Genomic DNA, 24,714 nt, shown 5'->3' on the forward strand with positions numbered 1-24,714 from the left:
TCGATAGATCCGGCGAGCATCGGTGGCCGAATGATGATTGACCGTGATCCCGTTTGTGGGACGCGGGATTTCACTCCGACGTCAAGCACAAAGGCGCTTCTCTGCCCCTCACCGACGTGTAACCAGGAAGCGGAACAGTGGCTGATGGTGGAACGCCGCTGATCCACCTTGCACCTTCCGAACGCAACCCATGCCTTTCGTTTAACCGGACTTCAATCAAGCGTACTGCATGATGCGCTGATGTCCGCCACGTTCGCCTTCGCTGTCGATCCTGTTCGTAGCTTCGTTCGGATATCGATGAGCGGCTTCTTCACGGAGGCAGACATCCTGCGCTTCTCGCACGCGCAGGAAGAAGCGTACCTTGCTCTGAGATGTGCGCCAAACCAGCATGTTACTATGGTCGACATGCGAGCGATGCATATCCAAGCTAAGGAGAGTGTCGCAGCGTTCCAGGTCCGCTTAAGTGATCCAAGAGTTGCTTCCCGGAAGATCGCGTTCGTTGTGTCCAAGTCGCTCGCACGGATGCAGATAAAGAGAGCGACTGACGGGCTTAATGCTCAGCTGTTCTCAACCGAGGGTGAGGCAGAGGCGTGGTTATTTGATGGTTCGGCTGAGACCGTGTATGTCGAAGACGCCGGCCTTGGTAGGAGGCACGCGATCACGAGGGCCCCTGGGCGCTTTCAGTAACCCAATTGAAAGAACGCGCGGCCAATACCAATCATGCGGCAAAGACGGTTGCGACGTCTGCACTAAGCGCTACTTGTTGCTGTTTAGGCCTTTAGTCCCGCCAATCGGGATACCACTTAATCGTGGAGCTTATTAAGCGCTCAGCTACTGAGGCCGCTCGAAGAGGCGAGCGCTCTTAGCTTCGCAGCTGCAACGAGGTGAGCCAGCTGGACGTCCCACCAAACATTCCAATTGGACAGCTGCGGCTGTCTCGATCGTCCTTCCATTCGGGACGCCCGTAATTGCCCTGTCTACCTTCCAAGACAAACATCCGGTGGACTGGCGAAGCGGAAAAGATCAGCGTGGAACATGACGGGCACATCAGGACGATGGAAGATTTAGGAGTACTGTATGGTGCCGTGGCTCCTCAATCCGCCATCAAGAAGGCGGACCACGTTCACCCGGTCTATCGCCCCTTCATTGAGGCCGCGCCCTTCGTCGTTATCGCAACGGCGGGGGCGAGCGGACTGGACGCACCCCCCGCGGCGATCCAGCAGCCTTCGTTCACATCGAACACGCAAGAACATGAATTTTACCCGATCGGCGCGGGACCAACCGGCCGACAGTTTACGCAACATTCTCACGGACCCGCGCGTGGCGTACTGTTCATGGTGCCGGAGCAACGAGACATTACGGGTGAACGGCATAGCCGAGATACTGGAAAGCCCGGATCATCTCGCCCGCTTCGCCGTAGCCGGGCAGCCGCCCAAGTCGATCCTGCGCATCACCGCGAACACCGTCTTCTTCCAGTGCAGCCGCGCCGTCATCCGCGCCGGACTGTGAAAGCAGGAGAGCATGGTTGCGCGGAACGATCTGCCCAGCGCGGGGGCTATTCTGCGAACGCTGTCGCAAGCCGCGATCGACGGCGAAGCCTATGATCGAGCGTTGCCGCAGCGTATTGCCGACACCCTATACTGACGCTGGCACGCTTATTGGGATCGTCCGAAAACCCCAAGCGCGCTTTGGCCAAGGCAAGATAAAGGCGAGAGGCTTACGCCGGGCATAATTGGATTCCGCGACGGCAAGGCTTTGCGACACATGATTGCCGACGATGTGCGCTGATGACCACTGCATCGAGTTTTCGGAAAGTCTCTATCCCAATCGAGCCTATGCCGGCCATCCCGATGTTTTCTCTTTTTTCTTAAATGGGGAAAGGCGGCGGAAAGCCCTTTTTAAACAAAGCGGGCGTCTACATCGTGGCTCTGGTGAGCAGGGCGACGGCAGCGAACCACCAAGTTCAAATTCGCTTGATCATTGGCGCGCTCAGCGTCTCTCGGAACGACATTGCAATTCGCGATGTTTCTGGAGCCGAGCGGCCGGCCTGGACCTATCCCTTGCAAGCGGCGGGCTGACAAGGTCGAGATGTATCGGTGATTGAACAAGCAATGCCACGGACTCCGAAACTTCCTTCCATCGCGCTTACGGTCTCCTTGCTGCTGCTGCTCGTGGCGCTCATTAGCATTGGCCGGACTCTCGACGGTGTCGGGCGTTCAGCCGTGCTGGTCGAGCGCGGCCACCGAACGATCGAGGCTTACGGTTCGTTGCTATCGACGGTGAAGGACGCCGAAACCGGCCAGCGCGGTTACCTGCTCACCGGTCGAGTGATCTATCTTCAGCCCTACGAGACGGCCAACAAGAGCTTGGGCAATCAGCTGGCCAACCTGCGAGGACTCGCGGCGGGCGACCCAGATCAGACACGGAAACTGTCACAGGTTACAAGCGCTCTTACGGATAAGACCAAGGAGCTTGCTCGCACGGTCGAATTGGCGCGCGCCGGTGATCGGGCCGGAGCGCTCGCAGTCGTCGAGACCAACGCAGGCAAGGTCCGCATGGATCGTTTACGCAGGTTAGTGGGCGAGCTCGTGTCCGAGCAGCGTAGCGCCCTAGCCCAGCGCCGGGCGAATTTCGACGCTGCACAGCGGCGCGCCCTTCTAAGCGCCATGGCTGCGGCGATTGCGGCCGTTGCAGCTGCGCTCACCGCGGCTTGGGCGTTGTTCCGCAGCGGCAGAAGAACCGAGCGCCGGCTGGCGGCTTCAGAAGCTGAGCTATCCCATCGGGTCGCAGAGCTCGCAGCCATCTACGACTCCGCGCCGGTCGGGCTGTCGTACGCCGACCGAGATCTTCGCTACGTCACTGTGAATGAGAGACTTGCGGCAATCAACGGACGGTCAGTTGATGCTCATCTGGGGCGTACAGTTGGGCAGGTTGCCCCGGATATCGCGGAGGAAGTGGAGTCCATCTACCGCCGGGTGATCGAGACAGGTGAGCCGGCACTAGATGTTGACATCCGTTCCAAGGCTTCAACGGGCGATGGAGATGCACGCGACTATGTGGCCAATTACTGGCCAGTACGAGACGCTGCGGGCGCAATCATCGGCGTGAATGTCGCGATCATCGACATCACCGATCGCAAAGCTGCAGAAGCGGCGCTCGCCGCGTCTGAAGCTCGACTACGGGCCGTTTACGAAGCCGTACCCGTCGGGATTGTGACCGCTGACCTACCCTCCGGCCGGATCACGGGCGGCAACTCGTTTACAGGCGAGATCACGGGCCATCCAATCCTGCTCTCGCCGGACATCGGCGGCTATGACGAATGGGTGAGCTACCATCCCGATGGCTCAAGGGTCGCCGGTCACGAGTACCCGCTGGCCCGCATGGCCCTGCTTGGTGAGGAAGCTCCGGAAATTGAGGTGCTTTATGACCGTGGTGGCACGCGGCGCTGGACCCGTATCATGGGCCGTCCCGTGCGCGACGAAGCCGGCTCGACGGTAGGCGGCGTCGTAGTGCTGGTAGATGTAGACGAGCTCCGCCGGGCCCGGGAAACACTTGAGCAGGAAGTCGCAGCGCGCACCGCCGATCTCGCGACGGCGAACACACAGCTCGAAGCTTTTGCCTACACCGTTTCTCACGACCTTCGAGCGCCGCTCCGCGGGATGGAAGGCTTTGCACGCATCTTGCTCGACGACTTTGCCGAAGCATTGGGTGACAAAGGCCGTCGCTATGCCGGACGTATTGTAGCTGCGGCCGAGCGGATGGAAGGTCTTATATCCGACCTCCTGACGTTTAGCCGATTGCAACGGGTCGAAGTTTCGCTTCGTTCGATCGATCCCAGCGGCATCATCCACTCCGCCATTGAGGACGTACGAGGTGCTCCAGGTGGAGCGGATGCCTTGATCGAAGTCGAAGAGCCCTTGCCGTCGGTTCTCGCTGAGCCGGTCGTGCTCGGCCACGTTCTTGCCAACTTACTCGGGAACGGGGTCAAGTTCCGGCGGGAGGGCGCGCCGGCGCGCGTTCGTATCTGGGGAGAGCGCAACGACGAGCGTGTGCGGTTGTGGGTCGAGGATGAAGGCATCGGGGTCGACCAGGAACATGCAGAACGCATTTTCGGTGCGTTCGAACGGCTGCATGGCCAGGAGGCTTATCCGGGCACTGGAATTGGCCTTGCGATTGTTCGTGCCGGAGCCGAGCGAATGGGCGGGACGGTAGGTTTAGACATAACAGCGGAACGGGGCGCGCGCTTCTGGTTGGAGTTGCGCGCTGGCTCTGCGCCGCATAGCGAGGGTGCGGGCGTGGGTTAAACGCGGGGGTCGGCATGCACCAGTTGAGCACGGTACTCCTCGTCGAGGACAATGATGACGATGCGGAGCTGATCGCTTACGCGTTTGAAAAGGCAGGTATCGCCAACCCGCTTGTTCGATTGGCCGACGGTGAGGCGGCGGTCGCCTACGCTCGGGGGACTGGCGTATACGCCGATCGCGACCGTCACCCGGTTCCAGCGCTCATCCTACTCGACTTGAAGCTCCCGCGACGTTCCGGCTTTGAAGTGTTAGCGGAGGTTCGCGCGAACCCGTCGACCCAACATACCCCAGTTGTGGTGCTGACCTCCTCCGGTCAGCAGCCCGACATTGAACGCGCTTATCAGCTTTGCGCCAATTCCTATCTTGTGAAGCCGGTCAATCGCGATGCGTTGCTCGATATGGTGAAAGCCCTGGATGCGTACTGGGTTAGGCTGAACCGGACCGTCTCGGCGTGATGGAATTTCAGTCATCCACCATGCGCGTCTTCACCGTCGACGACACGCCTGACGACCGTGCTTTGGTGCGGCGAGAGGTCGAAGCACTGTTTCCGGGTTGCCAGGTCATCGAGGCAGGTTCGCGCAATGAATTTGAGGCAGGACTTGCCGAGGACTCCTTCGACCTGGTCGTAACCGATCTCGAGCTGAAGTGGGGTAATGGACGCGAGGTGCTTGAACGCAGCCGCACTGAATGGCCCAATTGCCCAGTAGTGATGTTCACCGACTCCGGCGACGAGACGACTGCGGTGGAGCTCATGAAGGCCGGTTTGGACGACTACGTCGTCAAATCAGCCCGCCAGCTACCTCGGCTTCGAGTATCTTTACGGCTTGCGGTCGAGAACGCTCGCACCCGAACAGCGCTCACCGAACGGGAGCGTCAGCTGGCGGCCGCGTTAGAACACGAGCAAACGATCGTGCGCGAGCTTCATCATCGGGTGAAGAACAACCTTCAGACCATCAGCAGCCTGCTCCAGTTCCGCGCAATGATCAGCGGTGGAGAAGTAGCAAGAGAGCTAGAAGAGGTTGCTGGTCGGATGCATGCCTTGAGCGCGGTGCAGGCCCGCATCTATGAGACCGGTGCGCTCGACCGAGTAGATTTTGCAGCCGCGCTAGGAGACATGGCGCAGGAAATGGCCAAGATCCACGCCGACCGAGGGCTTAAGCTGCGGTGCGAATTTGAGGGATCCCTCGAACTGGATGTTGCCCGCGCGATGCCGCTTAGCCTTCTCTGCTACGAAGCCATTCTCAATGCACTCAAGCACGCTTGGCCTCGGGAGCGGGCGGGCGAACTGACAGTCACCCTCCGAGCGGACGTTAAGCCGCACCGTATTGTCATTCGCGACGACGGGCAGGGATTCGAAAAGGGCGAGGTCGCTCGCGGTATGGGCAGTCGGCTGATGGCCAGACTTGGCAAAGAAGCCGGCGTTGAACTGTTCACTGTCTCAGCGCTGGGCAAAGGTACTTCTGTTGAGCTTCTCCTGCCGTGATCGGGCATGACGGGGAGGGACCTGCCCTCAACGCATCTCCTTCGGTCCTGGTGGTGGAAGACGAAGCAGTTATTCGCGGCATGCTGGCGTTCTGGTTCGAAGATGAAGGCTTCGACGTCCACGAAGCGGACAGCGCTGATCAAGCAGTAGCACTATTCGAGGCGGGACTTTCGGTCCAGTCGGTCGTCACTGACGTTCGTATGCCCGGGCAGCTGGACGGACTTGGGCTCGCGGCGTGGATGCGTGAGCATCGGCCAGATGTGCCGATCGTGATCACTTCAGGCCATGTGGTGGCATCGGAAGCAACCACGATCAATCCGGCCGTTGTAGCCGTCATAACCAAACCGTACAGGCCATCCGAAGTGGCGGCTTGCATTCCAGGGCATTTCGGGACTTCTATCGATGTCGGAGAAGTCTAAGAGAAAATGTACAACTCTAAGCCGTCGGCGCTGGACTTACTCGTGAACACGCCGAAAGCTGCGTCACCTCTTCACGACTTCAGATCCTGAGCCAGGACGCGGGCGACTAGGCCTCCTTCGGTATCCTGCGCATTAGCTGCAATCAGCAATCTCGTTCGAAGGCGGCCAGGACGATACGGTGCAGCTTGCGGGCTGAGGGAGTGTGCTGGGCGGCTGCAAAGCCGAGGAGGAATGCCGTTTCGGCGATGCTCTCGGCTCTGGCATCCGAAAGCACCATCGCCCATTATTCAAACATTCGCTGAACGACCGGGCGGTCGAGCACGACCTCGATCTCGGTATGCCGTCGATCGACCCGGATGCGGTTCATCGTTTCAGCGACGGCCTGGGACTCGCCTTCAAGAACCTGGGCGAAGCTCGATCCATCTGACCACAGCATCCCGGTGATACCCTGCCTCTGATTAAGGGTAGCCGAGCGATCAACGATGGCATCGAGCGCACCAGGGTCGGTCCCAACAAGGGACCGGCTTATGAAGATCAAGCGGTGCATTGCTACTGAGCGGTGAACGTGGCGAGTGGTGGTTCCACGATCGGAGCAGGCGTTGAAATAAGGGCGGAATACAAGCCGACACTGGCGTGAGAAACAGATGCGCCTCGACGTAAGTATTCCGGCCGCTGGACCTGATCGGGCTACCGGGGAGCTAGCGCCGAAAGGCGGCCACGGAGCGGCCGTCGTTGTCATCCTGAATGACCGCGAACGCCTGGGCGAACGGGAGGGAGTGCACGATCTGCCCATCCTCATCCTCCACGTCGATGCGAAAGCGTAGATCAAGTAGGCCCGTCTTGATGTCGGCACTTAAGACGTCCCGGGCAGCACCCAGTGTCTTCTGCCTGGCTGCCGAGAGGTCAGGCAGTTCGACCCCGTCAGGGTCGATGATCGAGTGAACATGATCGCGGAGATGGAAAAAGAAACGCTGCACAGGTTTGCTCCTGTTGGGCGGGAGCATAACCAGCTCTCAGGCGCCAGCGCCCCTAACAGGCTGACGTTGCCGGCTTCTTACCGGCCCGCGGTCGCTTCGTCCTTCAACTGGATTTGCTTAAGGCCTCCTCGCAGAAATGCTGGCCCTCAGGAGGCAACCCGTCCTACGGCGCTGCACTCTGCTGTCCGAGATGAAGGTAGAGTGGGTCGAACCCGGCCTCGTTCTTCAGAGCCGTCCAATACGTAAATTTGTAAAACCGGCCGTTCCGCCGGATCAGCCCGTCGTCCTCCATAGACCCCAGGGTGCGGTTCACGTGCACCGCTGTCATGCCGGTCGCGTCATCCCAATGGGACAGCTTAGGCCATTTCGATCCACTCTCCCAATCGGGACAGCCTTTCAGGAGCCGTGCTGCCCCTCCGTGGACCTGTTGGTGTCAACCTTCGATCCGGAGAAACCGTGCGGCATTGTCGTGCAGGATGAGCCTCTTCTGATACTCGGTCAGGAAGGGCGCTTTCCGGATACGGTCGATGGCTATTCCGATCGCATCCGGCCAAACCATGTTGTCCGAGCCGAACATGATCCGCTTCCCCATGCCGGCGTCGACCAGTCTCTGAAGGTACGGGTAGAATTGCTTGTCGGGGTACGCCCAGTCGAGCACGGCGATGTCGACGTAGAGTTGTGGATGGGCGAACATCATCGCGATCATGGCGTCGGCAAACGGCCAGCCAGCGTGTGCCGCATAGATGCGCAGCTTGGGATGTCGGGTCAGTACGGCTTCCAGGCGGATGGGATCGCCGGCCGCGACTCGGTAAGCTGGTGTCGCGAAATAAGCGGTTCCGGGCGGTCCCGGCCCGACATGAATACCTACCGGTATGTCGTTCGCCTCAGCATAGGCGAAGTACGGTTCCATCCGGGGGTCGTCGGGCGCGATGCCGGCATACTGGGTGGTGATCTCGCTTAGCGCATGCACCTTGCCCTCGGCCCGAAGCCGGCGAAGCGTGTCGATGGAGGGAAGCTTGCCGCTGCTGCCGAAGCCGACACTCGGCAATATGTGGCCATCGCCATGCTGCCGGTAGTCCTCGACAGTTGAAGCACTGCCCCCTGCAAGCGCCAGGACATTGTAGTGCCTCAACTGGGCAACGCCCCGATCGCGCAGCGTAGTGGCGTCTATCGGAGATGAGAGGATGTTCGAGCAGACTGGATGAACGGTGAACCAGTCAATATAGGCGTCGATCTGCTTGCCCGGATCGCGCGGTGCCCACTCGGGATAGGGGGCGCAGGCCTTCCCACCTGGCGGTCCTTCATCATCTGGACGATCAGCATGAAAGTGCATGTCGATCACGTCGAAGCGTGCCTGGGCCTGGGCATTCGACGCCGCCAGCCCAAGAAGAATTGCACATGCCCCGCTCACTATGCGCGAAGACCTATAGTCAAGGATCATGTACTGCCCCCACAGTGCCGCTGTTGTATGCCACAGCTATGCAAATTGGAGAAGCGAGTGCCATCCCTGATGGCTAAAGGTGGCAGGGCTTTCCAATTCCGGCCCCAATCGGGACGACAGCTCTCGCCAAGAAGCGGCTACTCGGCGCGCCCGGCCGCTCCCCAGAACCGGACGTCCTTCAAAACTACGCTTATTCGGCATGTCGGGGGAGACTTCTCCCTACATTGCGGCCGTGTCGCGCGAATGGAATAGGTGGAGCCTTACCCCGGGGAGGGTTCGAGATGAGGTGGTGGGCATCTGCATCACTTGCTGCTTTTGCTGTCGGGGCCAGCGCACAGACCTGGCCTTTTCCCGACGACATTCCGCATCCCGCCCCTGTCAGCGTCGGGTTGGCGGGATCGCCTGAACCGGACGTAACACGCTTCCTCCTTGCGCAGGGGCCGAGCGAAGCGAGCCTGTCGCCCGACGGTACGCAGCTCCTTTATGTGTCTTCGATTACAGGCAAACCCCAGCTGTGGGTTGCGCCAACCGCAGGCGGCGCCCCACGTCAGCTCACGTTCGGCCTTGGCGTTGAGAGCGGGGCCTGGAGCCCCGATGGACGTCTGATTGTCTACGGTGCTGATCGTGGCGGCAACGAGCGCTACGGGTTCTACTCGATAACCCCGGACGGCATGCGAGAGACCGAGGTGGTCCCCCAGTCGCCCGCGTTCACGGTGTTGGGCGACTTCGTGCTGGGCGGCCGTGCCATTGCATATGCAACCGCAGCACGGGACGGGCGCAACTTCGATACCTGGGTGGCTCCTATCTCCGGAGGCAGCGCCCGGGAAGCACTTCGCGGCCGGATGGGACTTTACCCGGCGCTTGCGAACCCGACCGGGACGGCGCTCGCCATGGTCGAGGCCCGCGGTGAGGACGGACGTGACCTGAGCCTCCTTGATCTTGCAAGTGGCAAGGAGCGAGTGCTCAGCCGCCCGGCGGCACCGGCGATGAATGCACCGATGGCCTGGTCACCGGACGGGCGCTATCTTTACAATCTCACCAACGACGGGCGTGAGTACATCGCGCTTGCCAAGCTCGACACGACAACCGGAGAGAGCAGGTTCGTCGAACAAGACGCTGCGGATCTGGTCGGTGCGGCCCTTAGCTTCGATGGCCGGTACCTTGCCTGGCTGACCGACAAGGGCGGCTTCCACCGACTGCACGCGCGTGACCTGCGTAGCGGGCGAACGTTGAAGGTTCAAACCCTACCGCCTGGCACCTTGCGTATCTCCTTCGCCCGGCGGGCACCCGTGCTCGCCGTCAGCGTGGATGGCCCGGGCACTCCTGGCGAGGTGTGGAGCTGGGACATGGTGACGGGTGACACACATCAGTTGGTCGCACCCAGCACTGCGGGGGTGGACCTGAAGACGCTGGTAGTGCCGACCGTAGTGCACTTCACCGCCCGTGATGGCGTGCCGCTTTCTGGCCTGCTCTATCGTCCGGCACGGACCGACCGGCCCACACCCGTATTCCTGCGCCTTCACGGCGGCCCGTCGAGCCACGCGCTCGCGAACTGGAAGCCGGATGTGCAGTATCTGGTCGCGCGCGGCATCGCCGTGCTGGATTTCAACTACCGCGGCTCGACCGGCGCGGGGAAGAAGCTCGCGCACCTTAACGACAAGCGGCTCCGGCCAAACGAAATCGGCGACCTTCTCGACGCGGTCGCTTGGATCAAGCAGCAGCCGGGGCTCGACGGCAGCCGGGTCGCTGTGGGCGGCGCGTCCTATGGTGGCTATTTGACCAATGCGGTTGTGGGCAAGCATCCGGGCGTGTTCGTCGCAGCCATAAGTGAGGTGGGCGTCGCCGACTGGCCACGTAACCTGCGCAACGCTTCGCCTCGCCTGAAAGCGTCTGATCGGCTGGAGTATGGCGACATCGACGACCCATCCGATCAGGCCTTCTTCGCCTCGATCTCACCCATGAAGGACGCGGCGCGTGTCCGTACCCCCATGCTGATCCAGAGCGGTGCGAACGACCCCAGAAACGGTGCCGAAGAGCTCGACGCCTATGTCGCAGCGATCCGGAAAGCCGGCGGCAAGGTGCAATACCGTCGCTATGAGAATGAAGGTCACGTCATGCGTGACCTGGTCGACATCGCTGACATGGAACGTGCCAAGGCGAGGTTCCTGGAGGAACAGTTTCGGGCGGCTCGGCCGAGAAGCTAAGCCGACCGGCGTTGCATTAGGTCGGTTAAATCCAGCGATTCGGGACGTCGTGAGGTCCTGCCTGCCTTACCAAAGCTAACCACCGACACGCCGCTCTTGTGTTCTGCCGCGACATCGAGAGACTGGCGGGTCATGGTTAGAATTCATCGCGCGACCAGCATCATCGTGGCGGCCGTTTTGGCCAATTGGGCCGGGCGGAGCCAAGCGGCCGACCCGCCGCCATTTGCCCCGTCTCGGGAGCTGGTGATTTTGCGTCATGCGACCCTTCTCGACGGCCTACATGATGAGCCCCGTTCCGACATGGACATCGTCGTGCAGGGCGAACGCATAAAGCAGGTGGTCCGCGATGCGGATCTCGACGCGGGCACTCTGCGCGCAGCGCGAGCCATCGATCTTCGCGGACGCTTTGTGATCCCAGGGATGATCGACGCGCACGTGCACCTCGCGACGCCGCCCAATCGCCGACAGGCAGAGGCGATCTTGCGGCGCGACATCTACGGGGGTGTGACCGCGGTCCGCGATATGGCCGACGATCTGCGCGCCGTGGGCGATCTGGCGCGGGCTAGCCTAGTGGGCGAGATCGCCGCACCGGACATCTACTATGCCGCGCTGATGGCTGGCCCAGCCTTCTTCACAGACGAGCGAACCAGCCAGACGTCCGCCGGGGGCAAGCCCGGATACGTCCCCTGGATGCAGGCGGTGACCGACCGCACTGACACCGCACTGGCCGTTGCGCAGGCGCGCGGAACTTACGCCACAGCGATCAAGCTCTACGGCGATATGACTCCGGATGTTGCCGCGCGCATCACCAAGGAGGCGCACCGACAGCAGATGAAGGTGTGGGCTCATGCGACGCTCTATCCCGCCAAGCCGTCGGAGGTTGTGGCTGCCGGTGTAGATACTGTCTCGCACGCCTGCCTTCTGGTTCGCGAGCCGATGACACGCGTCCTCAGCTGGGCGGAACCACGCACGCCTGTGGACATGACCGGGTTCAGAGGCGGGTCGAACGCCGCGCTTGCCCGGCTGTTCGCTGAGATGAAGCAGCGGGGCACAATCCTTGATGCGACGATCTGGGCCTATAGCGCGGATACAGCGGGCTCGACGACGATGCCCCCATTGCCGCCCGGGAGCTGCGACGACACGATCGGTGGTGCAATCACCGGCCAGGCCTATCGTGCAGGCGTGTTGATCGACGCTGGCACGGACAATCTTGCTGACTATCGCGATCCGTGGCCTGATCTTCTTCACGAGTTCGCCGCCATGTCGAAAGCAGCGGGCATGCCGAACACAGCCATTCTCCGGGCTGCAACGTTGGTCGCAGCGCGCGCAGCAGGTCAGGAAGCTGACATGGGCAGCGTCGAGGCAGGCAAGCTTGCAAACCTGGTCGTGCTCACACGCAATCCGCTCCTGGAGCTAGACAATCTGAAGACGGTGCTCATGACGATGAAGCGAGGGCGGATGCTCGAGCGAACGGCTTTCATTCCGCTTACAAAGGAGGACATCACCGACCGCTAGTTCTGCCCTACGCCGGAAGGCGCCGGCAAGGCTCGCGGGCAGGCGAGCGCTCTCCGTCGAACCCGGCCGTTGTAAGCCGCTACTCGCATCGCCTTGGCGTCGCGGCTCGGCGCCAAAGCGGGCGGGCAACTATCCATCCGGGCTAAGCCGTTCCCCAACCGCATGCGGAACTCCCGGAGGGACACAGCCGGAAGCGTCCGATGGCGGCTAGGTTCGTGACGAACCAGACGACGAAAGTGGCCACGCCAGCGAGAACAAGCGCGAGCACAACCCGCACGACGAGCGGATCAGCCGGAGCGGTGTCCTGAGACCATGGAGCGGTAAGAACCCTGGGAGGGGCGACGAAGGCTGCGGCCGCGCCGACGACGCGGACCCAGTCAAGTGCGATCCACCGCTGGGCCATGACGATCGATTGCGCGTCCGTGATGGTGTCTTTGGGCGAGCCGGTGCCATGATAGTAGAGCGCGGCATTCATGGCCAGAACGCGACCACAGTGAATATCAGCAGGAGCAGAATACCGGTCGAAAGTAAGCAGAGAAGCCACACAGGCCGTGCCCTGTTGGGGATGCGGCCAGGCAAGGTCACATTTAGACGGCGGTTCAGCGCTAATCGGCGAACTGGCCCGCCACGCGAGTGATCCTAATTACGGCAATACGCCGCCCTGCGAAGCGCAGCAGCCTGCCTTACGTGGTCTTGGGCCAGAACGTCGTAGAATGTCGTTCGACCCAGCAAACGTCGAAGAATAGGTCTGGAGTTTGCCGGCAAACCAACTCAATCTCTCGCTATCTTCGCCGAAAACAAAGCAGAAAGAGGATCATGAACCGTCGCGATGTCATCCGAGGTGGGCTCGCGCTCGGCGCGGGCGCCGCCGTAACGCCCCGGGTCGCGGTTGCAGCCGCTGAAGACCGTACTTTCCCCAACGACTTTCGTTGGGGTTGCGCAACGGCATCATACCAAATCGAGGGCGCGGCCAGCGAAGACGGACGCGGCAGAACTAATTGGGATGTATTCTCTCATACCCCCGGCAAGGTTGCGAACGGGGACACGGGCGACGTCGCGTGCGACAGCTACCATCGTCACGCAGAAGATACGGCGTTGCTGAAAGGGCTGGGAGCGAACAGCTATCGCTTTTCCGTCGCCTGGTCGCGCATCTTCCCGGAGGGGCGCGGGCGTCCAAACCAGAAGGGGGTGGATCACTACAACCGGGTGATTGATGAGCTCCTGGCCGCTGGCGTCGAGCCTTACGTTACGCTGTTCCATTGGGACCTGCCCGCGGCTCTTCCGGGCGGCTGGCAGAACCGCGATACCGCGCTCGCCTTCGCTGATTACGCGGGTTTCATGGCCGGCAAGCTGTCCGACCGGGTGCGCAGCTTCATGACGGTGAACGAGCTGCGCTGCTTTACTGACCTCGGTCACCTTCAGGGCATTCACGCGCCCGGCCTGAAACTCGCCCCGGCGCAAGCGAACCAAGTCCGCCACCATGGCGTGCTGGCCCATGGCCTTGGTGTGCAGGCGATCCGGGCGGGCGGGCGCGCTGGCACCCAAGTCGGTCTTGCCGACAATCCGACAGTGTTCGCTCCCGTGATCGAGACGCCGGAGCATGTGAGCGCCGCACGTAAGGCCTTCCGCGATCGCAACGGCATGTTCCTGACGGCGGTCATGGAAGGGCGCTACATCGATTCGTACCTGGCGGAGGCAGGCGCCGACGCGCCCACGGTCAAATTCGGAGACATGGCCGCCATCGGCAGCCCGCTCGATTTCGTAGCGCTCAACATCTACGCGCCCGAATGGGTACGCGCCGACGCAGGGCCGAGCGGGTACGCCGTGGTGCCCCATATCGGCTCCTCTCCACGCATGGCCTCGCCCTGGTTGGTGGTCGGGCCTGAGGCCGCGTACTGGGGTGTCCGTCATGTGGGCGACCTGTGGCAGCCGGGAACGCTCTACATCTCTGAAAATGGGGCGTCAGCTGACGATCCGATGACGGACGGCCGCGTCGACGACGCCGATCGTGTCATGTACCTGCGCAACTATCTCGGGCAGTTCCATCGCGCCATTGCGGAAGGCTATCCGCTACACGGCTATTTCCTCTGGAGCCTGCTGGACAATTTCGAATGGGCGGACGGCTATGGGAAGCGGTTCGGCATCCACCATGTCGACTTTGCTACGCAAAAGCGAACGCCCAAGCTGAGCGCGGCCTGGTACCGTGAAGTGATACGCCAAAACCGTCTGGTCTGAGCAGCATAGAAATAAAGCGAGCTGGTGGGCGGAAGGGTAGCCTCGGGGGGCAGCGCTCGGTTGCACTGGACGTGCGGACGCCGTCGATCGTTGCGGCGTTCGGATGAAAGAGGCAACAGGAGTGCGCGTTTGGACGGGCCGGCTTGGCACCTCTCCGCCAGCGCCGTAGACCTTTATGGAAACATCCCCATAAGCGAGCTAACCTTCATGCTGATCACCGTTCGCGACAACAACGTCGACCAAGCCCTGCGGGCGCTCAAGAAGAAGATGCAGCGTGAGGGCATCTATCGCGAGATGAGGCTGCGCAAGCATTATGAGAAGCCGTCTGTGAAGCGCGCTCGCGAGCGTGCAGCCGCGATCAGCCGGGCACGCAAGGCCGACCGCAAACGCGCCGAACGAGACCAGTGACTTCGGCCGCCATCGGGACCCGCGTCGTTGAGGTGGGCACGCTCACCCGAGATGGCGGTGCCTTCTACCTGCGTCGCGACCTTGGCGGGCGTTACCAGCTCGAGCTGCAGCGAACGCCGGTCGATCTGGTTGAGAAGCGTGTCCGGATCATCGGCACGCTGGTGGGATCCGATCTCGTCAGCGCCGATGGAGTGGCGCCCGAATAGCAAGCTGCGGCTCAGTTCATCCGGCAACTGACCGCACACTCGATTCAACTCGACTCATGATCGTTGCCGTCACAGTCGGTCCCGGCATGATGTCGATATGGAACATTGCATCGCGCACGCCTGCGGTCACGAGCAGGCCCACTATATTCCCGGCTCCCCAGCTCAGCAGGACCGCAAAGCGCGCTGGCTACGCACAACCAAATGCCGGACCTGCTTTGTCGACGACAAGCGCTCAGAGGAAGCCGAAGCCGCAGCGCGGAACGCTACCGCCATCGCGCATCTCGGCCTGCCAGAGCTCGTCGGCAGCGACCGGCAGGTCTCCTGGGCGACAACAATCCGTATGAAGCGCCTTGCCGCGATCTTGGCAACGTCCAGCATCAATGGTGCGGACAGTCACCAGGCGTGCATAGCCGTGACGGACGCCAAGTGGTGGATCGACCATCGTGACCTCACCGACATCGACCTCATCGCGAAAGGAAGGCTGCACGTGAACGCGCCAGACGCGACCATTGCCGGTGCCGCGCTGACGCGCATGGCAACGATCGCCTGACACGCACCACCGACAGGGACGGGCGACCGCCTGCCGGCTAAGTTTGGCCTTGGCCGTCCACTTTGCCGGTTGGCATGAAGCGGTAAACTGTCCCGCGTGAGATCCCGAGCTGACGAGCAATGTGAGAGGGCCTGGCTCCTTCACTCGCCAGCTTGCGCACCCCTTCGGGGTCTATCCGCGCCTTGCCGCCCTTGTAGACGCCCCTTGCCTTCGCGGCAGCAATGCCTTCTGCCTGGCGCTCCTGGCGCAGATTAGTCTCGAACTCGGCAAAGACACCGAGCATGTCGAGGAAGGCCTTGCCAGCAGCTGTGCCGGTATCGATCGGCTGTTCGGTCGCTTTGAGTGCGACCCCCCTGCCCTTCAACTCATGCACGATGTCCTGCAGGTCCTTCATGGACCGAGCGAGCCGGTCGATCCGGGTCACCACCAACGTGTCGCCCTCGCGCAGGAAGTCGAGCAGAATCTGGAGCTCGGTTCGCGCACCCCGCTCCGTGCCCGATTTCTTCTCGGACCGGACCGTCTGACATCCGGCGCTTCGCAACGCCGCTTCCTGGATGCCGAGGTCCTGATCGGTGGTCGACACGCGTGCATAACCAAAAAGCGCCATTGCAGCCCCGTTTTGTCCAGTCAGGCTCTAGACCGTGCACAACGAGTGTTCAATAGCCCTGCAAACAGCCCTGATTGCACAGCTATGCTGTTCCAGCCGCTATGTCCGATCACGGTACACCCAGATCGACGGGGTCGATCTGCCGTGAGATCACCCGCTGCTATCCTCGGCATTGAGCCATTCACGAGAGTGTGACATATCATGCGGAAATGCCACAACAGGACAGAGGCTCGGATGGCTACGCAATCCATGGACATCAAGGTGGCGAGCAACGGTCGCATGATCCTGCCGTCCTCCGTCCGCAAGGCGATGGGCTTGCACGGCGACGCTAAGGTCATCCTGACGATCGAAAACGATCAGGTGCGCCTGTCGCCGATCGGTCATGGCGTGTCCCGTGCAAAGGCCCTTTACAGGGAGCACGCCAAGCATGCCCGAACGACAGACCAGTTCCTGAGTGATCGCGCGGACGAGGCGGCTCAAGACGGCGTAACGCCCCAGGAGGACGGCAAGTGACGTCTGCCGTTCTGGACGCGTCTGCTGTTTTGGCTCTCGTCCGCGATGAGCCCGGTGCCGACAAGGTGGAAGCTCATATTGGACGCGCCGCGATGTCGGCCGTCAATCTGCAGGAGGTCGTGAAAGAGCTTTTGCTGAGCGGGCTCGACGAGCCCACCATCCGTGACCTGCTTGGCGAGCTACGCCTCGACGTCCGGTCGCACGATGCTGACGCAGCATACGCTGCCGCAGCATTGCACGCGCAGACGCGAGAGTTTGGGCGTGGTCTTGGCGACCGCTCTTGCCTGGCTTTAGCGATCCAGCTCGGCGTGCCCGCCCTGACCGCCGATCGAGAGTGGAAGAAGGTGAAAGCCAAGAACCTGAAGGTGGAGCATATCCGCTGAGCGTACGGGCCGCAGCCCGGTTCTCACTGGACCAGCTCTCAAGGTCCCTTCCTTTGAGGTCTGCCTAGGCTATCGGTGCATTATGGAACTCCATGGGTCGATCCTCGAAAATCTGCACAATGCTTTGGCAAGCGCTCGCCGGCTGCGCGGCCATCCCGTGTACCAGGACACGCTGACGTACTGGCGTGACCTGGTGCAGGAAGCCCGGCGCCTGCGGCAAGACCCTGCATGCACTCAATCGGAAGCGATTGGCGCTGCTATCGCCAGCCTCGAAGGCGAGTTGGCTGAACGTAACAACAGCCGGCACGCGACGTAGATTGGGTCGTGGCAAAACTCGGGCTAAGTAGAACATGCCCCGCGCTTCTCGCTTCAAGGCTGGCCAGTGGCGATCCTACGAAACCCATCACAGCGCAGCTTCGCAAATCGCGTAACCGAACGCAGGCAACGAGATTGCCACACTTCCAGGTGCTACGGCCGTCGCCGCGCATGCCCCGGCCAATGTATCGAAAGAACGGGACCCAAGCTCCACCTGGACGTTGCGCGTGATCGGCTCGGCCGACGTGTTGAAAGCAAGAAGGATTTCCCGCCCCGTCGCTGGGTCGAAGCGAGATACGGCAAGCAATCCGGGCTGTTCCTCCCGTGCCCGCAGCACTTCCCGGCCACGGGTCAGGGCCGGGTGCGACAGCCGAATGCGGGACAGGGTGGAGATTTGCCGAAACAGCGGATTGTTCTGCCCAAAGTGCGCGAGCGCAGTGGTTGTCTTGGTGCCGAGCAAGCGGTTGTCGTTATACTGAGGCACCTTGCTCGCGAACATGTCCTCGCGCGAGTCCTGGTCGCCGCCGTCTCCGACAAAGCCTTGCTCGTCGCCCGAGTAGATGGTGGGCACCCCGCGGAGCGTGAGCAGCACGGCGTTGGCTAGCATCACGCGGCTCATCACTTCCGCATCGCTGGCCTGGGGATAGTTGCGGCGCACCTCGGTTGCGAACCGGCCGTCGTCGTGGTTGCCCGTAAAGGTCGGCAACTGCATCGCCGTTTCGAAGCCGCCCTCATACAGCGCATCGCCGTTCAACAGCGTCTCGAACTGGTCGGTGCCCTTGCTGCCAGCAATCGTCTGCACGACCGCCTCACGGAACGCGAAGTCGAGCACTGCCGGGAGGTGGTCCACACGCGTGAACCGGGCGAGCCCGCCTGCGTCCACGTCATGCAGCGCGACCTCGCCGAAGATGTGGAAGTTCGGAATGCCGCGTGCTCGGGCCCGCTGCCGGATGGCGGGCACGAAGGCCTGCCAGAACTCCGGGTTCACATGGCGCGCGGTGTCGATGCGGAATCCATCCACCCCGAACCGGTCTATCCAGCCGCCGAGTATATCGATCATCCCCGCCAAGACCCGAGGGTTCTCCGTCATGATGTCGTCCAGCCCCGAGAAGTCGCCCTTGGTCGAACTCTCGTTTCGAAACGTCGTGTTTCCACGATTGTGGTACACAGTCACGTCGTTGAGCCAGGCAGGCTGCTTGATCGCCTTCTCCGCGTCCGGGACGAAAGGCGTGTAGGCATAGTCCGGGCGGGTCAGCCGCGCGAAGTTCTCGGTCGTCTGTACCGTGTCACCCGCAAAGCCGTTGTTGATCGCCTTGCCCTGAGGTCCTCCGCGGCGCTGATAGGGGTAGTCGGCGACTGAGCGGTAGGGGCACTCGCGACCCTGGCACTCGCGATACTCGATCACGTCGGCCGTGTGGTTGACGACGATGTCCATATAGACCTTCATGCCGCGGGCGTGCGCCGCGTCGACTAGGTCCTTGAAATCGGCATCCGTACCCAGATGCGGGTCGACATGGTTGAAATCGGTGATCCAATAGCCGTGATAGCCGGCCGACTGATGCCCGGGCGGTCCCTGCACCGCCTTGTTCTTGAAGATCGGCGCCACCCAAATTGCAGTCGCGCCCAACGCCTGCACATAGTCGAGCCGGTTGCGGAGGCCCTTCAAATCGCCGCCATGATAGAAGCCTTTCGAGGTCGGATCGAATCCCGTCACCTCGGGCCCGCCGGTCAGCCCTCCGCGATCGTTGCTCGGGTCGCCGTTCTCGAACCGGTCCGGCAGCAGGAAGTAGATTACCTCGTCCTGAGGCAGGCGGTCGCGATAGCTACCGGGCCCGGTTGGCGCGGTCTGCGCGGCGGCGGGGATGGCCAGAATAGCGGCGCAGGCAAGCAGGGCGGCGCGGATCATGAAAGGTCCCTCGTCTCTGTTCGGAGGAATTGTTCGTGGCTCGGCATGCGGCCGACCACGGCGCTGACATGGCGGCGCTGAGCATCGAGGAAGCTCGCCAAGTCTTCGGCGGAGGGCGCATCCGCAAGCGGGTGATAGGAAGCCGGTAGCACGCCCTGGCCGAGCATCACCTGCAGCCAGCCGACCTCCGTGAACAACTCGTCTCCCTCGCGCACGATCCGGCCATGGGCTCGGAACAGGTCGAGCTTGGCGGCGAGCTGGTCGGGCAATGGAACGGCGCGGCAGGCCTGCCAGAAAGGTTCGGCACGCGCGTTCGCATGATAGTGCAACACCAGGAAATCGCGAATACTAGCCCATTCGCGCGCCGTTTCCCGGTTGAAGGCGTCGCGGTCCGCTGGTGCGATCCGCTCCCCTGGCCAGAACTGGAGCAAGCGGGCGATGCCTGACTGGACCAGGTGCAAGCTGGTCGACTCCAGCGGCTCCAAGAAACCGCTCGCGAGGCCCAGCGCGACGCAGTTACCCGCCCAGGCATCGGTCCGACGGCCAGTGGTGAACCGTAGCAGCCGGGGCTCGGCAAGCGCTGGCGCGTCCAGGCCGCGCAGCAGCTCTGCGGTCGCGGCATCCTCGTTCAGGTACGCGCTGCAGAAGACCAGCCCATTGCCCGTACGGTGACGCAGCGGAATGCGCCATTGCCAGCCCGCGGTCCTCGCCGTCGCACGAGTCAAAGGAAGGATCGGCCGGATCGCTTCGCTCGGCACGGCCAACGCCCGATCGCATGGCAGCCAGCGCGACCAGTCGTCGAACGGAACGCCCATCGCCTCGCCGACCAACAGGCCACGAAAGCCGCTGCAATCGATGAAGAAGTCGCCTGCGATCTGGCGGCCGTCATTCAGGACCAGCGCCGTCACATCGCCGCTGAGCGGATCGCGGGTGACGGTCGCCACTTCGCCCTCGACCCGCGTGACGCGGCGTGCTTCGGCCTGGCCCCGTAGAAGTCCTGCGTACAGCCCGGCGTCGAATTGGTAGGCCCAGGTAAGGCCGGTCGGCAGCTCCGGCCGCCCTGGGTCGGGGGCGAAGCGCCCAGCTTTGGCGGCAGCGGCGGCAACGCTATAGTCCCACAGCGAGCCAGTCTGCTGTCGCAGCCAATAATGGTGGAAAGGCAACAGCCCTAGGCCGCGTCCGATTGCGCCGAACGCGTGGGTGTAGCGACTGTCGGGCCCGGTCCAGCCAACGAACTCGATGCCGAGCTTTATGGTACCCTGGGTGGTGGCAAGGAACGCGCCTTCCTCGACACCCAAGCTAGAATTGAACAGGCGGATCTGCGGGATCGTCGCCTCGCCGACGCCCACAGTTCCGATATCGTCGGACTCGACCAGCGTAACCCGGCTAGTCGCGGGGAGGAAGCGCGACAGGGCAGCCGCGGCCATCCAGCCGGCACTGCCTCCACCCAAGATCACCACGTGGCGCAAAGGCGGCCTTCCGTGAAAAGGGAGCGCCGGCCGCGGAAACGGCCGGCGCTCCAGGGGGCTCAGAACTTGTAGTTGAAGCCCGCCAGGAAGCGGCGGCCGTAGGACTGGTAGTCGATCACCTGATCACGAGCGGTGCCGTTGATCGTCACGAACGGCTCATCGGTCAGGTTCTGGCCCTGGATGTAAACCGACAAGCCCTTGAGCAAGCCGTCCCGGAAATCGTAGCCGATCTGGCCGTCCACGATCATTTCGTCGATCGCACGCCGCCGCACACGTGCCGCGCCGAACCCCGACAGCTCGCCGATGAAGGTCGAGCGATAGCGAACCGAGCCGCGGAGGTTCAGACCCCACTTCTCGAAGAACGCCGTGCCATTCGCGACCCAGCGCGAGTAGCCGGGGATATCCTCGGCCGCACCACCCGGCGTCGGCACGATCTCTGTCTTCGTATACGAACCGCCACCGGTCAGGCCGAAACCGTCCAGGATCGGGGTGATCTGTCCGAGCGGAAGCGTCCCGGCCACCTCGACACCGTAGATGGAGCCGCCCTGCCCGTTGATCGGCTGAGTGTTGCGACCCAAGGTCGGCGTGCCCACAGGCGCGCCCGTCGGCAGCGGATACCCGCTGAAGTCGTACGGCACCTCGAGATTGTACACGAAGCTCTTGAGGTCCTTGTAGTACCCCTGGACCGCGAGATACCCGCGGTTCCCGAAGTACTTCTCGATCGTCGCATCGAAGGAGTTGGAGCGGATCGGGCGCAAATAGGGGTTACCCCCGTTGCCGGTGATGATTCCCTCGCCCGTGCTGTAACTGTATCCATTAGCGGCGCGCATGTCGTCCATGCGGGGCCGCTGCATCTGACGTGCGGCCGCAACGCGGAACACCCAGTCACTGGCCAGGCGCAACGACAAGTTCATTGATGGCAGAACATCGACATAGGTGTCACCGCGCGTGATTCGGTTGAAGCTGGCGCCGTTGTAGACCAGGCCTGACGACTTCTGCTCGGTGAACACCGCCTGCACGCCGAAATTGCCGGTGAGTTCGGCGGTGCCGATCGGCTGGCGGATGTTGCCCTGCAGGTAGGTGGTCATGATGTCCTCATCCACCCGGAAGGCGGAGGAGATCACGTCGTTTGAGAGGTTCTGGACGCGCGAGTAAACGCCGCCGTCGAGCAGCTCGCGCGGATCGTAGCTCAGGATCGGTCCCAGGCCGAGATAGGCGACGTTCGTTGGCTTGAGGCGATACTGATCCGGCAGGGCCTGCGACAAGGCGCCGTTCTGCAGCACCAGGTAATACTGCGTCGGGGTCAGGGTCTTGTAATGGTCGGTGTAGTTCATGCCGAAGCGCACGGACGACAACGGGAAATCCTGGATCTCCTTTTCGACCTCGACCCGGTACTGGTGAATGTCGTCCACCACGGCACGATCATTGTAGTAGCCGGCCTGCCGCGTAGCGCCGCCCCAGCCCAATGGATCCGTAAGCTGGATCAGGTTCGGATCGGAGTAGTCCAGCCCGTGCGTGAACGTCGTGCCGGTTGTGCCGCTCTGGAAGCCGATCGTGTCTGTGGCGCCGACATTGGGACCGTAGCCCGTGCCACTATACGTTTCGAGCACGATCTCCGAACGCTCGGTGCGCGACAAGGATATGTCGAGTTGGGCGTTCCAGCCATCCTCGCCCTCGTACTTGGTGTTGTAGCCGAACGAGTACAGCTTGGCCTTGCGATCAAAGGCGTCGTTGCGGACAACGCCTTCGACGTTGTTGAACGTACCCGACGTCACGAGGCCATTCTCGATGACCGGGTTGGTCAAAGGCGACTTGGGAACGGAGACTCCGCTAGTTGTCACCGTGCCAGCAAAGCTTAGCGGCAGTTCGATGCCACGAGAGATCTGCTCGTCGGAGAAGTCGGAGTAGAAGCCGTCGACCGTGACAGTGATGGCGTCCACCGGACGCCACTCCACCGTGCCCTGGACGCCAAGGCGCTTCAGCTCAGTGGAGGTCACGTACGACTTGGAGCCGCCGATAACGGGCGTCCCAGGAGCCGCCGCGTTGCCCGTGTCGAAGCCCCAGGCATTGTACTGCTGGATCTGGTACGGCTCTTTCAGATACGCTGCGGACAGCGCAACGCCCAAAGTCTTGTTGAAGAACTGATCAACATAGGTCCCGCTGACGCGGTAGCCCTTGTCGTTCGATCCCGCGTTCAGCTTGCCAATATCGGCATAGGTGCCACGCGCGCCGATGGCGACCACCTTGCGGCCATACTCAAGCGGGCGGATCGTACGCAGGTCAACCGTGCCGGACAGGCCCTGGCCGACCAGTGATGCATCGGCGGTCTTGTAGACCACCACCTGATTGACGACTTCCGAAGGATACTGGTCGTATTCGACGGCACGATTGTCGCCTGTCGAGGTCTGCTCGCGACCGTTGAGGAGCGTGGTCGAGAAATCCGGTGAAAAGCCGCGGATTGAGATCTGGTTCGAGCGCCCGCTGACCCGCTGCGACGTGACACCGGGCAGGCGAGCGATCGACTCCGCAATCGACGCGTCGGGGAGCTTGCCGATGTCTTCGGCTGACACGGACTCAACGACCTGCTCGCGAGACTTCTTTTCAGCCACGGCACTTTGCAGCGCGGCCCGGAAGCCGGTCACGACCACCTCGTCGCCCCCGGACTCCTGCGCGTCCGCTGCTGGCGCGCCCTGGGCTGCCTGATCGCCGGTCACGGCCGCGTTAGCGTCGCGCTGCTCCGGGGCGCTCGCCGCCTCGTTCGGGTTAGCGGCGCTGGTCGAGCTGGTTGCCGGATCAGGCACATTGCTTGACGCTTGGCCGGCCTGCGCAGCCGCGGGCACCGCCCAAAGAGAGGCGCCCAGCACCAAGGCCATTGCGGATACGCCGGACGCGGCGCGCGATGCCCGGCCATAGCCGAACACCTTGGAATTGTTGATCGTGACCACCCTTCAGCTCCTCTCAACACCCCCCGGCTTTCCGGAGCGGCGTTTATGCAATCGATTACATGCAAACGATTGCATTTTGTATCCGAGCAAGCAAGTAGTCCATCACAATTGTCCGAATCTGTTGCTTGGCAGCAACAAGCGCACCGGATTCGCCGGTGCGCCTGCCGACGTCAGCGGCTGATCGTGAAGCGCGATGGGCGCGGCTGGTCAGCGACCGTGAAGCTGACGGTTTCCGAGCCGACGTCCGTGTTGCTGGCCACGGCGCCGGTACCACGCGCGACGCGGGCCGCGCCCTGCCAGCCATGGATGGTGACAGCGACCTGCTTCCACCAAGGCTTGTAGCTGCCCTGCCGCTTGTCGAAGCTGATCTCCAGCCCCGTCGCCGTCAGCTGGCATCGGATCGCCTGCCGCATGTAGCCGCCGCGCGTGAAGGCCATCGAGTGGCCGTCATCGGCGTAAAGGTCGCCCGCGCAGTTCTCGCCAGGGTAGATGTCGAGATGCAATGGTCCCTGCGGCGTTTCGGCAGTGCTCTGAACCACTGCCTGGCGCGGCAGGATGGTGCCCGCGCGGACAAATACGGGAAGATAGTCTAGCCGCGGCGTTTCCCGCACGGTGTCGCCCTGTGTGGTCTGCTCGCCCGTGGCCTGGGTCGCGGACTGGATTTGCCCTTCCGTTGTTGCTTGCGCTGTGCCCGCGCGCTTGCCGGTCCAATAATCGTACCACCCGCCCGCCGGCAGGCACACGTCATAGGCCTGGGGTGACTCCATGCGCGGCGGCGGCGCGACCAGCAGCGAGCGGCCGAGCGTGAAGGTCGACGACTGGTCGCACGACATG

26 protein-coding genes are annotated in these 24,714 nt (G+C 62.4%); 17 read left to right on the forward strand and 9 right to left on the reverse strand.

Annotation, left to right across the window (positions count from 1 at the left end; translation table 11 throughout):
- The first annotated feature begins 297 nt into the window (after positions 1-297).
- The 8 genes from FHS94_RS18675 (at position 298) to FHS94_RS18700 (ending at position 6,206) form a co-directional block, all read left to right on the forward strand.
- Positions 298-687 (forward strand): hypothetical protein, encoded by a 390-nt coding sequence (locus FHS94_RS18675; RefSeq protein ID WP_221234900.1) that lies wholly within the window; start codon positions 298-300, stop codon positions 685-687.
- A 564-nt stretch (positions 688-1,251) separates the two neighbouring features.
- The gene (locus FHS94_RS19555; RefSeq protein WP_246349062.1) at positions 1,252-1,509 is read left to right on the forward strand and encodes a PNPOx family protein; all 258 of its coding nucleotides are present in this window, start codon (positions 1,252-1,254) and stop codon (positions 1,507-1,509) included.
- 12 nt (positions 1,510-1,521) lie between these two features.
- Positions 1,522-1,644, forward strand: a complete 123-nt coding sequence (locus FHS94_RS19760) for a hypothetical protein (RefSeq protein ID WP_281396947.1) — start codon at positions 1,522-1,524, stop codon at positions 1,642-1,644.
- Positions 1,645-1,871: 227 nt separating this feature from the next.
- On the forward strand, positions 1,872-2,078 hold the full coding sequence (locus FHS94_RS19260; RefSeq protein ID WP_221234901.1) for a hypothetical protein: 207 nt from the start codon (positions 1,872-1,874) through the stop codon (positions 2,076-2,078).
- Between the two features lie 93 nt (positions 2,079-2,171).
- Complete coding sequence (locus tag FHS94_RS18685) at positions 2,172-4,304, forward strand: sensor histidine kinase (protein ID WP_221234902.1); 2,133 nt, start codon at positions 2,172-2,174, stop codon at positions 4,302-4,304.
- Between the two features lie 14 nt (positions 4,305-4,318).
- Positions 4,319-4,759, forward strand: coding sequence for a response regulator (locus FHS94_RS18690; RefSeq protein WP_184060755.1), 441 nt, complete (start codon positions 4,319-4,321; stop codon positions 4,757-4,759).
- On the forward strand, positions 4,759-5,787 hold the full coding sequence (locus FHS94_RS18695; RefSeq protein WP_246349096.1) for a response regulator: 1,029 nt from the start codon (positions 4,759-4,761) through the stop codon (positions 5,785-5,787). The genes FHS94_RS18690 and FHS94_RS18695 overlap by 1 nt, the downstream gene beginning before the upstream one ends.
- Positions 5,784-6,206 (forward strand): response regulator, encoded by a 423-nt coding sequence (locus tag FHS94_RS18700; protein ID WP_184060759.1) that lies wholly within the window; start codon positions 5,784-5,786, stop codon positions 6,204-6,206. Before FHS94_RS18695 ends, FHS94_RS18700 begins: the two co-directional genes overlap by 4 nt.
- Before the next feature lie 283 nt (positions 6,207-6,489).
- On the opposite strand, the gene FHS94_RS19990 is transcribed toward FHS94_RS18700, so the two are convergent.
- The 3 genes from FHS94_RS19990 to FHS94_RS18715 form a co-directional block, all read right to left on the reverse strand.
- On the reverse strand, positions 6,490-7,005 hold the full coding sequence (locus FHS94_RS19990; protein ID WP_425506203.1) for a BLUF domain-containing protein: 516 nt from the start codon (positions 7,003-7,005) through the stop codon (positions 6,490-6,492).
- On the reverse strand, positions 6,905-7,183 hold the full coding sequence (locus FHS94_RS18710) for a DUF6894 family protein (RefSeq protein ID WP_184060763.1): 279 nt from the start codon (positions 7,181-7,183) through the stop codon (positions 6,905-6,907). The genes FHS94_RS19990 and FHS94_RS18710 overlap by 101 nt, the downstream gene beginning before the upstream one ends.
- 433 nt (positions 7,184-7,616) lie before the next feature.
- On the reverse strand, positions 7,617-8,516 hold the full coding sequence (locus tag FHS94_RS18715; protein ID WP_221234903.1) for an amidohydrolase family protein: 900 nt from the start codon (positions 8,514-8,516) through the stop codon (positions 7,617-7,619).
- Between the two features lie 389 nt (positions 8,517-8,905).
- Between FHS94_RS18715 and FHS94_RS18720 the strand changes: the two genes are divergently transcribed.
- Positions 8,906-10,828, forward strand: a complete 1,923-nt coding sequence (locus FHS94_RS18720) for a S9 family peptidase (RefSeq protein WP_184060767.1) — start codon at positions 8,906-8,908, stop codon at positions 10,826-10,828.
- A gap of 132 nt (positions 10,829-10,960) precedes the next feature.
- On the forward strand, positions 10,961-12,343 hold the full coding sequence (locus FHS94_RS18725; RefSeq protein ID WP_184060769.1) for an amidohydrolase family protein: 1,383 nt from the start codon (positions 10,961-10,963) through the stop codon (positions 12,341-12,343).
- A 142-nt stretch (positions 12,344-12,485) separates the two neighbouring features.
- Here FHS94_RS18725 and FHS94_RS18730 read toward each other — a convergent pair whose 3' ends face one another.
- Positions 12,486-12,887 carry a hypothetical protein gene (locus FHS94_RS18730; protein ID WP_221234904.1) on the reverse strand — a complete coding sequence of 134 codons (402 nt, stop codon included), beginning with the start codon at positions 12,885-12,887 and terminating at the stop codon, positions 12,486-12,488.
- 272 nt (positions 12,888-13,159) lie between these two features.
- Between FHS94_RS18730 and FHS94_RS18735 the strand changes: the two genes are divergently transcribed.
- The 4 genes from FHS94_RS18735 to FHS94_RS18750 all read left to right on the forward strand — a co-directional run bounded on the left by FHS94_RS18735 (position 13,160) and on the right by FHS94_RS18750 (position 15,742).
- A complete protein-coding gene (locus tag FHS94_RS18735; protein WP_184060773.1) occupies positions 13,160-14,578 on the forward strand; it encodes a GH1 family beta-glucosidase in 1,419 nt (472 codons plus the stop codon).
- A 207-nt stretch (positions 14,579-14,785) separates the two neighbouring features.
- Entirely contained in the window at positions 14,786-14,986 is a 201-nt protein-coding gene (gene rpsU / locus FHS94_RS18740; RefSeq protein WP_184060775.1) for a 30S ribosomal protein S21, read from the forward strand.
- Positions 14,983-15,192, forward strand: coding sequence for a DUF5818 domain-containing protein (locus tag FHS94_RS18745; RefSeq protein WP_184060777.1), 210 nt, complete (start codon positions 14,983-14,985; stop codon positions 15,190-15,192). The genes rpsU and FHS94_RS18745 overlap by 4 nt, the downstream gene beginning before the upstream one ends.
- Positions 15,193-15,289: 97 nt before the next feature.
- Complete coding sequence (locus FHS94_RS18750) at positions 15,290-15,742, forward strand: hypothetical protein (protein WP_184060779.1); 453 nt, start codon at positions 15,290-15,292, stop codon at positions 15,740-15,742.
- Between the two features lie 37 nt (positions 15,743-15,779).
- On the opposite strand, the gene FHS94_RS18755 is transcribed toward FHS94_RS18750, so the two are convergent.
- Complete coding sequence (locus FHS94_RS18755; RefSeq protein ID WP_184060781.1) at positions 15,780-16,349, reverse strand: recombinase family protein; 570 nt, start codon at positions 16,347-16,349, stop codon at positions 15,780-15,782.
- A gap of 234 nt (positions 16,350-16,583) precedes the next feature.
- Here FHS94_RS18755 and FHS94_RS18760 point away from each other — a divergent pair, with 234 nt between their 5' ends.
- The 3 genes from FHS94_RS18760 (at position 16,584) to FHS94_RS19265 (ending at position 17,561) form a co-directional block, all read left to right on the forward strand.
- Positions 16,584-16,862 carry an AbrB/MazE/SpoVT family DNA-binding domain-containing protein gene (locus tag FHS94_RS18760; RefSeq protein WP_184060783.1) on the forward strand — a complete coding sequence of 93 codons (279 nt, stop codon included), beginning with the start codon at positions 16,584-16,586 and terminating at the stop codon, positions 16,860-16,862.
- Positions 16,859-17,245: a PIN domain-containing protein gene (locus FHS94_RS18765; protein WP_184060785.1), complete on the forward strand. Its 387-nt coding sequence runs from the start codon at positions 16,859-16,861 to the stop codon at positions 17,243-17,245. Before FHS94_RS18760 ends, FHS94_RS18765 begins: the two co-directional genes overlap by 4 nt.
- An 82-nt stretch (positions 17,246-17,327) precedes the next feature.
- Entirely contained in the window at positions 17,328-17,561 is a 234-nt protein-coding gene (locus tag FHS94_RS19265) for a hypothetical protein (protein WP_221234905.1), read from the forward strand.
- An 87-nt stretch (positions 17,562-17,648) separates the two neighbouring features.
- On the opposite strand, the gene FHS94_RS18770 is transcribed toward FHS94_RS19265, so the two are convergent.
- The 4 genes from FHS94_RS18770 to FHS94_RS18785 all read right to left on the reverse strand — a co-directional run.
- Positions 17,649-19,466: an alpha-amylase family glycosyl hydrolase gene (locus FHS94_RS18770; protein WP_184060787.1), complete on the reverse strand. Its 1,818-nt coding sequence runs from the start codon at positions 19,464-19,466 to the stop codon at positions 17,649-17,651.
- Positions 19,463-20,926, reverse strand: a complete 1,464-nt coding sequence (locus tag FHS94_RS18775; protein ID WP_343055364.1) for a tryptophan halogenase family protein — start codon at positions 20,924-20,926, stop codon at positions 19,463-19,465. Before FHS94_RS18775 ends, FHS94_RS18770 begins: the two co-directional genes overlap by 4 nt.
- A 68-nt stretch (positions 20,927-20,994) precedes the next feature.
- On the reverse strand, positions 20,995-23,880 hold the full coding sequence (locus FHS94_RS18780; protein WP_343055363.1) for a TonB-dependent receptor: 2,886 nt from the start codon (positions 23,878-23,880) through the stop codon (positions 20,995-20,997).
- Between the two features lie 170 nt (positions 23,881-24,050).
- A partial coding sequence (locus tag FHS94_RS18785; RefSeq protein ID WP_184060791.1) for a DUF5110 domain-containing protein occupies positions 24,051-24,714 on the reverse strand: 664 nt, incomplete at its 5' end.

This window comes from Sphingomonas aerophila (genome assembly GCF_014199305.1).
In the GTDB taxonomy this organism is placed as follows: domain Bacteria; phylum Pseudomonadota; class Alphaproteobacteria; order Sphingomonadales; family Sphingomonadaceae; genus Sphingomonas; species Sphingomonas aerophila.